The sequence below is a fragment of the Streptomyces sp. ADMS genome, from assembly GCF_033441795.1.
Classification (GTDB): Bacteria; Actinomycetota; Actinomycetes; order Streptomycetales; family Streptomycetaceae; genus Streptomyces.
Map to the genome: position 1 here is coordinate 95,261 of NZ_JAVFVX010000011.1, position 14,668 is coordinate 109,928.

10 protein-coding genes and 1 other RNA gene are annotated in these 14,668 nt (G+C 71.5%); 2 read left to right on the top strand and 9 right to left on the bottom strand.

From position 1 onward, the window contains the following. Nucleotides 1-65: 65 nt before the first annotated feature. From ssrA to ftsE, 5 genes are all read right to left on the bottom strand, one after another. Nucleotides 66-468, bottom strand: a transfer-messenger RNA (tmRNA) gene (gene ssrA, locus RB628_RS07780). 121 nt (nucleotides 469-589) lie between these two features. Beyond that, nucleotides 590-1,072, bottom strand: coding sequence for an SsrA-binding protein SmpB (smpB, locus tag RB628_RS07785; protein WP_318319552.1), 483 nt, complete (start codon nucleotides 1,070-1,072; stop codon nucleotides 590-592). 46 nt (nucleotides 1,073-1,118) lie between these two features. After that, on the bottom strand, nucleotides 1,119-2,297 hold the full coding sequence (locus RB628_RS07790) for a S41 family peptidase (RefSeq protein ID WP_318319553.1): 1,179 nt from the start codon (nucleotides 2,295-2,297) through the stop codon (nucleotides 1,119-1,121). Nucleotides 2,298-2,364: 67 nt separating this feature from the next. Further along, entirely contained in the window at nucleotides 2,365-3,285 is a 921-nt protein-coding gene (gene ftsX / locus RB628_RS07795) for a permease-like cell division protein FtsX (protein ID WP_318319554.1), read from the bottom strand. A 62-nt stretch (nucleotides 3,286-3,347) separates the two neighbouring features. Further along, nucleotides 3,348-4,037, bottom strand: a complete 690-nt coding sequence (ftsE, locus tag RB628_RS07800) for a cell division ATP-binding protein FtsE (protein WP_318319555.1) — start codon at nucleotides 4,035-4,037, stop codon at nucleotides 3,348-3,350. Between the two features lie 267 nt (nucleotides 4,038-4,304). Between ftsE and RB628_RS07805 the strand changes: the two genes are divergently transcribed. After that, the gene (locus tag RB628_RS07805) at nucleotides 4,305-4,496 is read left to right on the top strand and encodes a hypothetical protein (RefSeq protein WP_123989665.1); all 192 of its coding nucleotides are present in this window, start codon (nucleotides 4,305-4,307) and stop codon (nucleotides 4,494-4,496) included. Nucleotides 4,497-4,607: 111 nt separating this feature from the next. Here the strand turns inward: RB628_RS07805 and RB628_RS07810 are convergent, their stop codons facing one another. The 4 genes from RB628_RS07810 to RB628_RS07825 form a co-directional block, all read right to left on the bottom strand. Then, nucleotides 4,608-5,231, bottom strand: coding sequence for a hypothetical protein (locus RB628_RS07810; RefSeq protein WP_318319556.1), 624 nt, complete (start codon nucleotides 5,229-5,231; stop codon nucleotides 4,608-4,610). Between the two features lie 303 nt (nucleotides 5,232-5,534). Beyond that, the gene (gene prfB, locus RB628_RS07815; RefSeq protein WP_318319557.1) at nucleotides 5,535-6,641 is read right to left on the bottom strand and encodes a peptide chain release factor 2; all 1,107 of its coding nucleotides are present in this window, start codon (nucleotides 6,639-6,641) and stop codon (nucleotides 5,535-5,537) included. A 375-nt stretch (nucleotides 6,642-7,016) separates the two neighbouring features. Further along, nucleotides 7,017-8,300: a serine/threonine-protein kinase gene (locus RB628_RS07820; RefSeq protein ID WP_318319558.1), complete on the bottom strand. Its 1,284-nt coding sequence runs from the start codon at nucleotides 8,298-8,300 to the stop codon at nucleotides 7,017-7,019. A gap of 351 nt (nucleotides 8,301-8,651) precedes the next feature. Next, entirely contained in the window at nucleotides 8,652-10,364 is a 1,713-nt protein-coding gene (locus tag RB628_RS07825; protein ID WP_318319559.1) for a serine/threonine-protein kinase, read from the bottom strand. 471 nt (nucleotides 10,365-10,835) lie between these two features. Between RB628_RS07825 and RB628_RS07830 the strand changes: the two genes are divergently transcribed. Further along, complete coding sequence (locus RB628_RS07830; RefSeq protein WP_318319577.1) at nucleotides 10,836-14,486, top strand: FHA domain-containing protein; 3,651 nt, start codon at nucleotides 10,836-10,838, stop codon at nucleotides 14,484-14,486. Nucleotides 14,487-14,668 lie beyond the last annotated feature (182 nt).

Genomic DNA, 14,668 nt, shown 5'->3' on the forward strand with positions numbered 1-14,668 from the left:
CAAGGCACGCCAAGGGCCCCGCCGCTCGAAAGCGACGGGGCCCTTGGCACTGCATAACATGGGAATTGTGGAGATGGCGGGAATCGAACCCGCGTCCAACGGTGCGGAATCAGGACTTCTCCGTGCGCAGTTCGCTGTGCTTTTCTCGGCCCCGGCAATCACGCGAACAAGTCGCCGACGGGCCCAGTCACTGTTAGATTTCCCTCTTCACCCCGTGACCGGGATCAAGGTTTAGTCCCCTAGCTGATGCCAGGATCCGGGTCGGGAACACCCCCGGGCTGACACTCCCTTTAGTAAGGAGCAGGCTCGTCGCTACCTGAAATCAGGCGGCGAGGGAGAACTGCTGCTTGGGAGAATCGCTGTTGGAATTGGCGATTATTTTTTTCGGCCTGTGGTTTACGAGATCATGGCCGCTTCCTCGGCACGCTTCCCCTGCTTCGACAGCCGCTGTCGAAACCGATCATCCCCATGTTGTTTTTTCAAGTCCTCCGAAGAGGAGTCCCTCCGGGGAGGGACACACGCACCCTCGGTGAGGTGCAGTTGCCATCGTACGTGAACAACGCACGACGATGCCACCGAATTCCCGGCGCTACGCGCTCTGCTGCCTGCGCCGCACGGCCGAGACAGCCCGGTCCGTCTCGCGCCGGTCCTGCTTCTCCCGCAGCGTCTGCCGCTTGTCGTACTCCTTCTTGCCTCGCGCCAGCGCGATCTCGATCTTCGCCCGGCCGTCCTTGAAGTACAGGGCGAGGGGCACGATCGCGTGACCCGACTCCTGCGACTTGGACTCCAGCTTCTCGATCTCCGCGCGGTGCAGCAGCAGCTTCCGCTTGCGCCGGGCGCTGTGGTTGGTCCAGGTGCCCTGGCTGTACTCCGGCACGTGCACGTTGTGCAGCCACGCCTCGTGCCCGTCGAGCTGGACGAAGCCGTCGACGAGCGAGGCCCGCCCCTGCCGCAGCGACTTCACCTCGGTACCGGTGAGGACCAGACCGGCCTCGTAGGTGTCGATGATGGCGTAGTCGTGACGCGCCTTCTTGTTCTGGGCGATCAGCTTGCGCCCTTTTTCCTTAGCCATAGTGCCGCCCATTTTCGCACTAGGAGGGCGCTGGAGGGAAAGCCGATTACGAGGGGTCGCCCAGACCGCTGAGTACGGTCTCCGCCTGCTCCAGCGCTCCCTGGCCGGCGTCGAGGTCGGGCGTGAGGCCCACGCCGTCGACGCCCCGCCCCGACGGGGTGCGGTAGTGACCGACGGTCAGTTCGGCGACGGAGCCGTCGGGCAGCCGGCTCGGCATCTGCACCGAGCCCTTGCCGAAGGTCCTGGCGCCCACGACGACCGCCCGGCCGCGGTCCTGGAGGGCGCCGGTGAGCAGCTCGGCCGCGCTCATCGTGCCGCCGTCGACGAGGGCGACCAGCGGTCTGGTGGTGTCGCCGCCCGGATCGGCGTGCAGGGCGCGCTGCTCGCCGTTGACGTCGTACGTGGCGACCAGGCCGCCGTCGAGGAAGGCGGAGGCGGCGGTGACGGCCTCGGCGACCAGCCCGCCCGAGTTGCCCCGCAGGTCGAGGATGATCCCGGCGCCGGCCGGAGCCTCCCGTACGGCGGTCCGCACCACCTCACCGACGCCCTTGGTGAAGGCGGCGACCCTGATGACGGTGGCCTTGCTCTCGGCGACCTGCCGGACGGTCGCGGAGTCCGTGGAGAGCCGTGCCCGGCGTACGGTCTCGCTCCACGCGCGCGTGCCACGTTCCAGCCCGAGGCGGACGGTCGTACCGGCGGCGGCGTCCTGTGCGTCACCGCGGAGTAAGGAGACGACCTCGGTGACCGGCCGTCCGTCGACCTCCCTGCCGTCCACACTCCGCAACCGGTCTCCGCTACGGATGCCGGCGACGGCCGCGGGCGACCCGGCACGCACCCTGGTGACCTCGATACGACCGCCCCGCTCGCGCCGCGCCCACAGCCCGACGCCCGTGTACTGGCCGTCGAGGGCCTCCTCCAACTCCTCGTACTCCCCCGGGGAGTACACCGCTCCCCAGCGGTCCCCGCTGCGGCTGACTGCGCGCTCGGCGGCCTCCATGGGGGACTTGCCGTCGGCCATGGCCTCGGCGGCAGCGGCGGCGACGTCCTCGTGGTGTCCGGCGGGGGCGGCGGCGCGGACCGTGTCCGGGAGGGGGGGCTTGCCCTCGACGGGCTCGGGGAGCGAGCCGGTGGCCGCGCCGGCGACCAGGACACTGGCGAAAAGCAACGTCAGAGCCGCCCCGCGGCCTGCGCGGCGGGGCTGTGTGAACAGGTCGCGGCCCGACATGCCGGTGAGTCTAGGACAACGCGAAGGGCCGTACGGTCGGTTGACCGAACGGCCCCCTTGTCATGCGTCACACCTTCAGGTACTTGCGCAACGCGAAGAACGCGGCCAGCGCGGGCATCAGCACGCTCGCGGCGAGGATCAGCGGCAGCTTCGTCAGTACGGCGTCCCAGCCCAGGAAGGTGATCAGGTTGAGCTTCGAGGACAGCGCCATGCCGTGGTCGATGGTGAAGTACCGGCCGACGACCAGGAAGACACAGGCAAGCCCGCCGCCGATCGCACCGGCGACCGCGGCCTCCATGATGAACGGTGCCTGGATGTAGAACCCGGAGGCGCCGACGAGCCGCATGATCCCGGTCTCACGCCGACGGCTGAACGCCGAGACACGCACCGTGTTGACGATCAGCAGCAGGGCGACGACCAGCATGAGCGCCATCACCCCGAGCGCCGCCCGGTTCATCAGGTTCAGCAGTTCGAAGAGGTTGTCCAGGATGCCCTTCTGGTCCTGCACGGACTGCACCCCGTCGCGCCCGTCGAACGCGGTCGCGATGACCTGGTACTTCTCCGGGTCCTTGAGCTTGATCCGGTACGACTCCTGCATCTGGTCCGGGGTGAGCGAACTGGCCAGCGGGGAGTCGCCGAACTGCTCCTTGTAGTGCTTGTAGGCCTCGTCCGCCGACTCGTACGTGACCGCCTGCACGACCGAGTCCATCTTCTTCAGATCGGCGAGGATCTGCTTCTTCTGGTCGCCTGTCACCGCGCCCTTGGCACAGTTCGGGTCGGACTCGGCGTCGCTCTTGTTGCAGAGGAACACCGAGACGTTGACCTTGTCGTACCAGTAGCCCTTCATCGAGCTGACCTGGTCGCTCATCAGGAGCGACCCGCCGAACAGGGCGAGCGACAGGGCGACGGAGACGATGACGGCGAACGTCATCGTCAGATTGCGACGGAGACCGACACCGATCTCCGACAGTACGAACTGGGCGCGCATGGCGTGCTCAAGCCTTTCCGGGGACTCCGAGGACCGTCAGGGTCACTGACCGCCAGTGACCGTCAGTGCTGGTAGCCGTAGACGCCGCGCGCCTGGTCGCGGACGAGACGGCCCTTCTCCAGCTCGATGACGCGCTTGCGCATCTGGTCCACGATGTTCTGGTCGTGCGTCGCCATCACCACGGTGGTGCCCGTCCGGTTGATCCGGTCGAGCAGCTTCATGATGCCGACGGAGGTCTGCGGGTCGAGGTTGCCGGTGGGCTCGTCGGCGATCAGCAGCTTGGGCCGGTTCACGAAGGCCCGCGCGATGGCGACACGCTGCTGCTCGCCACCGGACAGCTCACCGGGCATCCGCTCCTCCTTGCCGCCCAGCCCGACGAGGTCGAGCACCTGGGGCACGGACTTGCGGATCTCGCCCTTCGACTTGCCGATGACCTCCTGCGCGAAGGCGACGTTCTCGGCGACCGTCTTGTTCGGCAGGAGCCGGAAGTCCTGGAACACCGTCCCCAACTGGCGGCGCATCTGCGGCACCTTCCAGTTGGACAGGCGTGCGAGGTCCTTGCCCAGGACGTGCACCTGACCGTGGCTGGCGCGCTCCTCGCGGAGGATCAACCGCAGGAAGGTGGACTTTCCGGAGCCGGAGGACCCGACGAGGAAGACGAACTCACCCTTCTCGACCTCCAGGGTGACATCCCTGAGGGCGGGGTGGCTCTGCTTGGGGTAGAGCTTGGAGACGCTGTCGAATCGGATCACGGATACACCACGGACCATCGGGGGCAGGTGACCGTGACCATACGCGAACCGAGCGCGGGAGCGCAGGCGCGGGAGGGCTTTGCACAAGGCTTGTGCCCTTTTGTGCCGGCCGGGGGCGGCCCCGCGACCTCGACTGAGCCGAGGGAGCGCTGGGCAGGATAAGGCGAGCCGCGCCGAAATCCGCGGAACCTGGCACAGTGGGGTGGGGAACGGTTGCGTTCCCGGAAGCGTTGTGTAAGCGAAAGCGGCGCAAGGAGGGCAAGGCGCATGACGTACGACCGATTGGTGTGCGCGAACTGCGCGGCGCCCGTGAGCGAGGGACGCTGTCCCGTCTGCCGGGCCAACCGCGAGCGGTTGCAGCAGGAGAGCCCGTTCGCCGGACTCAACCCGATGGCGCTGATCGCGCTGCTGGCGGTGCTGATCGCGGCACTGGCACTGCTGGCGCACCAGACGGCATAGCCCGAGCACAGTCCCAGCCACTGGAGCACACGAAGGGCCCGGAGCGACGATGCTCCGGGCCCTTGCGTGTACGCGCTACTGGGTACTGCTTACCGGTACTGCCGGTAACTGCTAGGCCGCAGCGCCGCCGCGGCCACCCACGAGGCGCGGGAGGATGCGGAAGGCGATACCGCCGGCGATCATCGTGGCGGCACCGATGATCAGGAAGGTCGTCTCGGCGGCACCGGTCTCGGCGAGTTCGTCACCCGACCCCTGGGCAGCGGTGTCCGAGCCCGTGTCGGTGAGAGCCGAGGAGCCCTCGTCCTGGGTGGAGGTGTTGGAGCCGCCGTCGGTGTCGGTGTTGTCGCCGCCGTCGGTGTCATCGCCGGGGTCCGTGCCGGAGTCGTCCGTCGGCGTGGAGGTCGGGTCCTCCTCGGTGGGCTCGCTCGGCTCGGTGGAGGGCTCCTCCGGCTCCGAGGGCTCCGGGTCGGCCGTGGTGGGGTCCGGGTCGGGCTCCGGGTCGGGCTCCGAGGGCTCGGGGTCCGCCGTGGTGGGATCCGGAGCCGGCTCGCTCGGGATCACGCTCGGGGGAGTACTCGGAGTCGTTTCCGGGTCCGGGCTCGGCGTACCGGCACAGACCACGACCAGGTCGCACTCGTCGGCGGAGGCGATGCCCGCGGCGGTGAAGGACGCACCAGCGGCGATCACCGCTCCGGCCGCGATCCGCGCGACCCGGATCCGCGTCTTGTTCGTCATATGGCTGCTACCCCCATGTAGCTGAAAATCATCAGTGGAGCCGCGCTCGGGGCGGTGATCGACAGGGGCGGCAGTGAGCGCTCCCGGTTCACATGCGCCCCAGAGATACGCATGCCGAGCGTCACCCTTTCGATTTTCCAAGGGAACGTCAAGGTCGTTGCGTACGCAATGTCCGCTTGTTCCTCCGTTGCCGCACATCGGATCCTGTGAGTGTGACGTAAAACCCAGACATCCCCCGGCACAAAGCAACCGCCGCCCGGTGGGCGGCGGTTGCTTTGTCGATAAGGAGGTCTGCGGGGAGTTCTACTTCTCCTGCTGCTTGCGCCAGCGAATCCCGGCTTCGAGGAAACCCTCGATCTCACCGTTGAACACGGCCTCGGGGTTGCCGACTTCGTACTCCGTCCGCAGGTCCTTGACCATCTGGTACGGGTGCAGGACGTACGAACGCATCTGGTTTCCCCAGGAGTTGCCGCCGTCGCCCTTGAGGGCGTTCATCTTCGCCTGCTCCTCCTGGCGGCGCCGATCGAGGAGCTTGGCCTGGAGGACGTTCATCGCGCTCGCCTTGTTCTGGATCTGCGACCGCTCGTTCTGGCAGGAGACGACGATGCCGGTGGGGAGGTGGGTCAACCGCACCGCGGAGTCGGTGGTGTTGACGCCCTGGCCGCCGGGGCCGGACGACCGGTAGACATCCACCCGCAGTTCGGACTCGTCGATCTCGATGTGGTCGGTCTGCTCGACCACAGGCAGGATCTCCACACCGGCGAACGAGGTCTGCCGGCGACCCTGGTTGTCGAAGGGCGAGATGCGTACGAGGCGATGGGTGCCCTGCTCCACGGACAGCGTCCCGTAGGCGTACGGCACCTGGACGGCGAAGGTGGTCGACTTGATACCGGCCTCTTCTGCGTACGACGTCTCGTAGACCTCGGTCTTGTAGCCCTTCTGCTCGGCCCACCGCAGATACATGCGCTGCAGCTTCTCGGCGAAGTCGGCGGCGTCCACGCCACCGGCCTCCGCGCGGATGTTGACGAGGGCCTCACGGGCGTCGTACTCGCCGGAGAGGAGGGTGCGCACCTCCATCTCGTCGAGTGCCTTCCTGACGGAGGTCAGCTCGGCCTCGGCCTCGGCGCGGGTGTCCGGGTCGTCCTCCTCCTCGGCCATCTCGAAGAGCACGCTCAGATCGTCGATCCGCCCGCGCAGCGCCTCGGCCTTCCTCACCTCCGCCTGGAGGTGGGAGAGCTTGCTGGTGATCTTCTGCGCTTCCTCCGGGTCGTCCCACAGGGACGGCGCTGCCGCCTGCTCCTCGAGCACGGCGACATCCGCCCTCAGCTTGTCGAGGTCCAGGACGGCCTCGATCGACTCCATGGTCGAGGAGAGGGACTTGAGCTCTTCGGATACATCGACGACTGCCACGACACCAGCGTAACGGCTCCGCCGAGCGGCAGACTTTCGGCGCCGTGTCTTCGGCGGGGCCGGCAACGGGGGGCAGGGTCGATGCAGCCCAGGCCGCGTCTACCACCCGCCCACCCGTTCACCGCATCCTGTCCGGCCCGGGCGCGGGCATCGCGGCCCGTCTCACGATCGAGGGCCCGCCCCCTTCATCCCCAGCTTCTTTCCCGCCCACCCGCCCAATCGCCCCCACCGCTTCCACAGCACACGCGGCACCCCTCCAGCCCGTCCGGCGACCGAGGACGAGCGCGTTTCAGCGCGAAGGGGGGGCCGGGGCGCAGCCCCCAGGAATGGGACGTGACGGGACGGGTAGGGGCGGCGGGGGCGAGAACACACACCTCACGGTGACGCCGGCGCCGAGTTCCTCGTGTCCTGGGGCGTCGCCCCCGCGTCGTCCCCCGTCGTGGCCACCCACGTACCGACCCCCACCGCGGTCACCAGCACCACCGCAGCCACCCCCAACGTCGCCCTGCGCCGCCGCGCCGAAGCCCGGTGCCGGGCCGAGCCCGGACGCGGGGCCCCCGCCGACCGCGGCACACGCGCCGTGCCCAGCGCCCCGCCCGCCAGCTCGTCCGGCCCCGGCACCCGCATCGACGTATGCGTGTCCCGGTTCGAGTCCGGCTTCGCCCCCCGCACCAGAGGCACCGCACCCCGCCGCACCCGCTCCCCCGCCGCCACGGACACCTCGTCGTACGCCTCGTCCCGCGAAGCCTGCCCCTGCCCCCGGCCATGACCCTGACCATGGCCCGGCTCCGGCCCGTCCTCCGACTCCGGTTCGTCCACGTCCAGCGGCGGCATCCCCACCAGCAACGGCAACTGCTCCCGCAGCCGCACCCCCAGCTCCGACGCCCGCAACCGCGACGCCGGCGCCTTCGCCAGGCACTGCACGATCAGCTGCCACAGTTCCTCGGGAATCCCGGGGAGGGGAACCACCGTCTCCGTCACATGCCTGCGCAGCACCGCGCCCGGGTGACCGCCGCCGAAGGGCGTGAAGCCGGCCAGCAGCTCGTACAGGACCGTCGCCAGCGCGTAGATGTCGACCGCCGCGCGCGGTGGCAGACCTTCCACGATCTCCGGCGCCAGATAGTCCGGCGTACCGATGATCTTCGTGGCCTTGGTCCGCCGCGGTGAGTCGATCAGTTTCGCGACGCCGAAGTCCGTCAGGAGGGCGGGGTGCGAGCCGCCGGGGCCCAGGGGACCCTGCATGTCCAGCAGGACGTTCTCCGGCTTCACGTCGCGGTGCACGACCCCGGCGGCGTGCGCGGCGGCCAGTCCGTCCGCGATGTCGGCCACTATCGCGACCGCCGCCTCGGGCGCGAGCCGGCGCTCCCGGTCGAGCCGGGTGCGCAGGTCCGTACCCCGCACCAGGTCCATGACGAGCGCGAGGTCGTTCCCGTCGACCACCAGGTCCCGTACGGAGACGATGTTCGGATGCTCCAGGCCGAGCAACGCGGTCCGCTCCTGCACGAAGCGGCCGACGAGTTCCTGGTCCGACGCCAGATCCTCGCGCAACAGCTTGACGGCGACGGGCCCCTCGGGTCCCTCGCCCAGCCACACCGTGCCGGCGCTGCCCCGCCCCAGGATCTGGTTGGCGGTGTACCGGCTGCCGATCTTCCGTGCCAAGACTGCTCCTACAGACGCGTGTTGCCGACGCTGGGCCGATCCGGGTCGTACCCCCGGCGGCTACGCCGCGGGCCCCGGACCTCCAGCCGACAGACCCCGGCCTCAGCCGATACTGCGCCGATCCGGGGGTGACCCCGGACCCTCAGCCGACGAGACCTCGGCCTCAGCCGACAAAACTACGCGTCCGGAGCCCCAACCTTCACCGCCGGGACGGAAATCACCCGCCAGGTGTCGACAAATCTCCAGAGTCGCACCGGAATGACGGCCGGAGCACCGCCCGTCTGCTCCCCAGATGCCCCGGCTACCACCCGATTGCCCGGACGGCAGCCTCACAGCCGGGCCGCCGGGGCACTACTGCCCGACGTCCCCGGAACCCCCGCCCAGCTCCCCTACCCACCCGCTGACCGTGTCGATCAAGTCGCCGAGTTGCGCGAAGAACCCCTTCGTCGATCCGATCCATCCCTGCAGCGGGCTCAGTTCCCAGATCAGCCACGCGGCGACGAACAGGATGATGATCGTGAACAGGCACCCCTTGAGGCAGCCGAGCCCGGGGATCTTCATCGGGTTGGCGCTGCGCTGCCGGGGTTCCCTCGGCTCCCTGGGCGGCCGGCCCTCGGGCCGCTGAGGGCGCTGGGGCTGCTGGGGTTGCTGAGGCGCGGGCGGCGCGTACCGCTGCTGCGGCTGGTGTTGAGGCGGCGCGTACTGCTGTTGCTGGGGCGGCTGCCCCTGTCCGGGCCCCTGGGGATACCCGTATCCGGGCTGCGGCTGCGGCCCCCGCTGCTGACGCGACGGCGGCTGCTGCTGGTACGGCGGCTGCTGGGGCTGTTGCTGCGGCGGCCGGCCCGGCTCTCGCTGGGGGCGGCGGCGCAGTGGGTCCTCGCCGGGGTCCAGGTACTGGATCTGCGTCTGCTCGTTGCGGTCGCGGGCGGCACGCAGCTGGTTCTGCCAGGGGTGCGGCTCCTGGGGCCCTCCGCCAGGCTGGTTCTGCGGCACGGGCGGCATGACGGCCGTGGGGTCCGCGGCGCCCACGGAACCAAGCCCCCCGGTGTGCGGCAGCACGCTGGTGGCGGCGTTCGGGTCGTACGCTCCCGGCGCGCCCGCGCCGTGCGGCAGCACCTGCGTCGGGTCGCCCGACCCGGGCACCGCGGTCGGCGCGGGATCGGGTGCGAGCAGATGCACGACCCCTTCGGCCGCCGCGATCTGCATCGAGTTGGAGTGGACGCCGATGCCCTCGGCGACGACGCGGAGCCCGCGCGCGAGGTTCTCGGCGCTGGGCCGTTCGTCCGGGTTCTTGCGCAGACAGCGCTCGATGACCGTCCACAGGGGTTCGGGCACGGTCGAGGGGCGGCGCGGCTCGGCGGTGAGGTGCTGGTGCAGTACCTCCAGGGCGGACCCGCCGCCGAACGGCGGACGGCCGGTGACCAGCTCGTACATCAGGATGCCGGCGCCGTAGATGTCGACGGCGGAGGTCTGCGGGCGGCCTTCGGCGGACTCCGGGGCGACGTACGCGGGCGTGCCGACGAACTCGTGGGTACGGGTGAGGCCCGGGGAGTCGGCGAGGCGGGCGATGCCGAAGTCGGTGAGCATCGGGTGCATCCGGCCGTTGTCCTGCATAAGCAGGACGTTCGCCGGTTTCAGGTCCCGGTGCACCACACCGTCGGCGTGGCTGACGGCGAGCGCGTCGGCGATCTGGGCGGTCAGGAGGGCGGCGGCGACGGGCGTGAACGGACCGTTCTCCCGCAGGTAGCGGTGCAGGTCGGGCCCGTCGATGAGGTCCATGACCAGCGCCAGCAGATCGCCCTCGACCACCAGGTCCCGTACGCGGACGATGTTGGGGTGGATCAGCCGCAGCAGCACGGACCGCTCGCGCAGGAAGCGCATCACGATGTCCGCGTCGTTGGCGAGCTCCTCCTTGAGGACCTTGATCGCCACGGTCTCGCCGGGCTGGCCGGGCACGGCCGCCTCTGCTCCCGCGGTCTCCCGCTGGCGGGCGCGCCAGACGGTGCCTGTGGCGCCGCGTCCCAGCGGCTCCTCAAGGAGGTACTTGCTCCCTACCGGCCGCACGTCGTGGCTCCCTTACATACGTACATCCCGTACACGGTGTTTCCGACCCACTGTAGTGCCGCTCTCCCAGGACACCCCGGGCAACGGCCGCCGTCCACAGACGGCTACGTACCGCGTCCTTCGCGCGTTCGATGAAAAGACATGGGAAAGCGTCGGAAAGTCGTGGGGAAAGACGTCTCGATCGGTCGTCCCGGTTGCCGAATCCGGAACGTGACCGATCTCAAACCGATAACCAAACCGATCCCAAACGGACAGCGGCCTGTCCCCGGTCAGGCACTTTTACGGGCAGAGGCGACCATTCAAGATCACTTATCGGTGGGGGGCGGGCGCGTTGTCAGTGGCAGGTGGGAGGATGCCTCCAGAACTGGCCGACGTGCTCGTGTGCGGTGGGGGAAGTCCGCGGTGGTGGGACCCGTGGCGTGGCTTCGTCCTCCTTCCCGGGTGCCCGCGCAGAAGGGACCTCTGACGGCGATGCAGATCCGGCTGACCGTCGTAGACCCGCTGGGCCCGCCCTCGGAGCCGTGGGCACGCGCCGCGAGCTGCGACGTGCTGGTCACCGCTCCCGCCGGCACGGCGCTCGCCGCGGTCGCCTCCGCCCTGGCGTCGGGGGTCGCGGGGGACGGGGGTTCGTCCCTGCCAGAGCGTGGCCGGGACCGCGAGAGCGGCGGCGCGGTGGTGCTCTACGCGGGCGACCAGCGCCTCGACACCCAGCGCTGCACCCTCGGCGAGCCCCCGCTGGTCGACGGCGCCGTGCTGGCCCTCGGCACCCCCGCCGAGCCCGAACCGCACCCCGAGGCGGACGAGGTGGCGGCGCAGCTGCACGTGGTCGCGGGACCGGACGCGGGCGGGGTCCATCTGCTGCACGGCGGCCAGATCACCATCGGCCGCTCCGCCGACGCCGACGTCCCGCTGGACGACCCGGACGTCTCCCGGCTGCACTGCGCGGTCACGGTCGAGGCGGACGGCCGCATAGCGGTCGCGGACCTCGGCTCCACGAACGGTACGACCCTGTCCGGCACCCGCCTCGGCACCCGCCCGGTCCGCCTCGCGCCGGGCGCGCTGCTGCGCATCGGCGAGTCGGCACTGCGGCTGGCTCCCCCCGGGGACGCGGGCGCGCGCGCCGGCACGACTCCCGACGGTGAGGGCCATGTGCGCGTGAGCGTCGCCCAGGGGCAGCCGGAAATTCCGGGGCGTACGGCGGGCGGGCCGCAGAACACGCAGGACACCGAGGACACGCACGGCAGGCGGTCCTCCCCCACGACATCCCCCTCTCGTCCGTCGCCCGCGCGCGTGCAGCCCGGCGGCACCGCGAAACCGCCCTCCGGTGAGACCCATCACGCCTACGGTTCGGCGAGCTGGGGAGCGGCCGGGAGCGTGCCCGAGCCGCCCGGCAGTCGGGGCTCGGCGCAGCCGCTCGTCCCGGGGCAGGGCCGGGCACCGCGGATCGAGAACCGGGGGGCCACCGGCGCGGCGGGCACGGCCAGGGCGACGGGCGGTGCCGGGGACACCCACGGCGCCGGGTTGTCCATGCCGGGAGCGGCGTCCGGGGCTGCCCCGGTACCGCCGGCGCGCTCCCATGACGAGGACGAGGCTTCCGCAGGCAGTGGCCGCAAGGGGACGCCCCTGCGGGGGACGGACGTTCCGCAGGGTGTGCGCAGGCGCGGTGGGCTCTCCAAGTGGGCACGGCGACTGACCGGCGGGCGCACGGAGCAGGAGACGCCCGAGGGCGAGATGTCCTACGACGACGAGGAGCCGGTGTCCGGCCAGGCGGCCCCGGAGTCCGCGGGCGCCGTACCGCAGGCACCGGAGAGCTGGCCCGACCCGGCGGCGCTGCTGCTGACGGCCCTGGGCCCCGGCCCCCGGCTCTGGGAGCGCGGCCCGGGACACCCGGAAGCGCTCACGGTCCGGCTCGGTACGGCGGACCGCGCGGCCCCCGACGGCTCGGGACTGCTGCCCGCCGTACCCGTGACCGCCGGGCTGCGTGAGGTCGGGGCGCTGGGCCTGGCGGGACCGCGCGCGCGGCTCGCGGGGCTGGCCCGCGCGGTGGTGGCCCAACTGGCCTCGCTGCACTCCCCCGATGCCCTGGAAATCGTCCTGATCAGCACGGACCGCTCGCGCACCGCGGAGGAGCGCACCGCCGAGTGGTCCTGGCTCGGCTGGCTCCCGCATCTGCGCCCCGGACACGGCCAGGACTGCCGTCTCCTCCTCGCCTACGACCGCGAACAGGCCACGGCCCGCGCGGACGAACTCCTGCGGCGCCTGGAGGACCACGACATGGAGACGGCGGCGAAGAGCCCCGTCTCCGGCGGCGGAGAAACAGACCGGAGGGACGACCGGGGAGACCGGGGCGCCCCCCAGGGAGCGGCCCGGCGGCCCTCCTGGGCCCGGGACGACGACGCCGGGTCTGCGGACGGTTTCGCGGGGCCGTACACCGTGGTCGTCGTGGACGGGGACCCGGGCGGTGCCGCGGTCCGGGAGGCCGTCGCACGGCTGGCACAGGAGGGACCGCGGGCCGGGATACACGTCGTGTGCCTCGCGGAGACGGAACCGGCATCGCCCGCGTCGCCGGTGACGGACACGTACGAGGCGGCGTGCGCGGCCTCGCCGCCGTTCCGCGAGTGCGGGGCGGTGGCGCTGCTCGGCGGTGACGTGGCCACCGCGCTGCATGTGATGCGGGTGGCACGGGCGGGGGTGACGGCGCCCGGGCGGACGGACTCCGCCGCCGCGGACTCCGCCGGCGCGACGGGCCGGACGCCCGCCGGGAGCGCCGGGCTGGTCGGGCAGGGTTCCGTCGCCGCCGTGGACGCCGTGTCCCTGGCCTGGGCCGAGCGGTTCGCGCGGGCGCTGGCCCCGCTGCGCACCGACGGTGCCGCCGGGGGCCGGCAGCAGCGGGTCTCCGCACCGTTGCCGCAGGCGGCGCGGCTGCTCGACGAGTTGGGGCTCGCCCGGGCCACCCCGGCGTCCCTGATGGCCCGTTGGGCGGACGCGGCCGACGACAAGGAGACGCTGGGCGGCCGGGCGTGGGCCGTACTCGGGGCCGGCCCGCGCGGTCCCGTCGGCGTGGACCTCGCGGTCGAGGGGCCGCATCTGCTGATCGAGGGACCGCCCGGAAGCGGGCGTACGGAGCTGCTGCGGGCGGTCGTCGCGTCGCTGGCCGCCGCCGAGCGGCCCGACCGGCTGGGCATCGTGCTGATGGACGGCCGGGACGGCACTGGTGGGAGCGGTGGCGGCGGGGGCGCCCAGCACGGGGAGGGGCTTCGGGTGTGCACCGACCTTCCGCATGTCACCACCCACCTCACGGCCAACGACCCTGTCCGGATGCGGGAGTTCGCCCAGTCGCTCAGCGCCGAGCTGAAGCGGCGGGCCGAGTTGCTCGGGCGGGTCGGTTTCACGGAGTGGCACACCGGCAACGGACGCGAACTGTCCGGCCGGATCGGGCCGCAGCGGTCGGGGTCGAGCACGCACGGTTCGGGAGGCGCGGGAGCGGGGGCACGGACGGAGACGGGGCCGGTATCGGGGCCGGGAGCAGGGGCCGGGGATCTCGATACGCCGCCGAGTTCGACGTTGCGGCTGCGGCCGGCGGCGAGTCGGCGGCGTACGGAGACACCGCCCCTGGCCCGTCTCGTGGTGGTCGTGGACGATCTGGACGCGTTGGTGTCGCCGGCGCTGGGGTCGCCGGGGCGGCCGTCGGCGGGGTCCGTGGTGCGGGCGTTGGAGGCGGTGGCCCGGGAGGGCGAGCGGCTCGGGGTGCATCTGGTGGCCGCGGCGGGCGGCGGTGGGCGTACCGCGGAGACGGAACTGGCCCGGGGGGCCGCGCTGCGGGTCGTGCTGGACGCGCCGACGCCGGGGCCGGACGAACCCGCGGCCGGGCGGGGGCGGTTGAGCGGGTCGGACGGGAGGGGGATCCCGTTCCAGGGGGGGCGGGTGACGGGGCGTATCCCGCGTACGGCGACGCTGCGGCCGACGGTGGCCGCGCTGGACTGGCAGCGCATGGGTGATCCGCCGGCGCGTCGGCCGGTGCGTGAACTGGGCAACGGGCCCACGGACTTGGCTCTGCTGGCCAGCGCGCTGGAACGAGCGGCGCGCTCGGTGTCGGCGGCGGAGGTGCCGTCGCTGCTGTGACAGAGGGCGGGTTTTCCTCGCCCCCGCCGCCCCTACCCGTCCCATCCTGAACCTGGGGGCGTTGCCCCCAGACCCCCTACGGCCCTGAACGGGCCTCGTCCTCGAACGCCGGACGGGCTGAGATACTCGGACCTGGCCTGCAGAAACAGCGCGGGCGGGCGGCAAAGAAGCTCGGGCCGAGC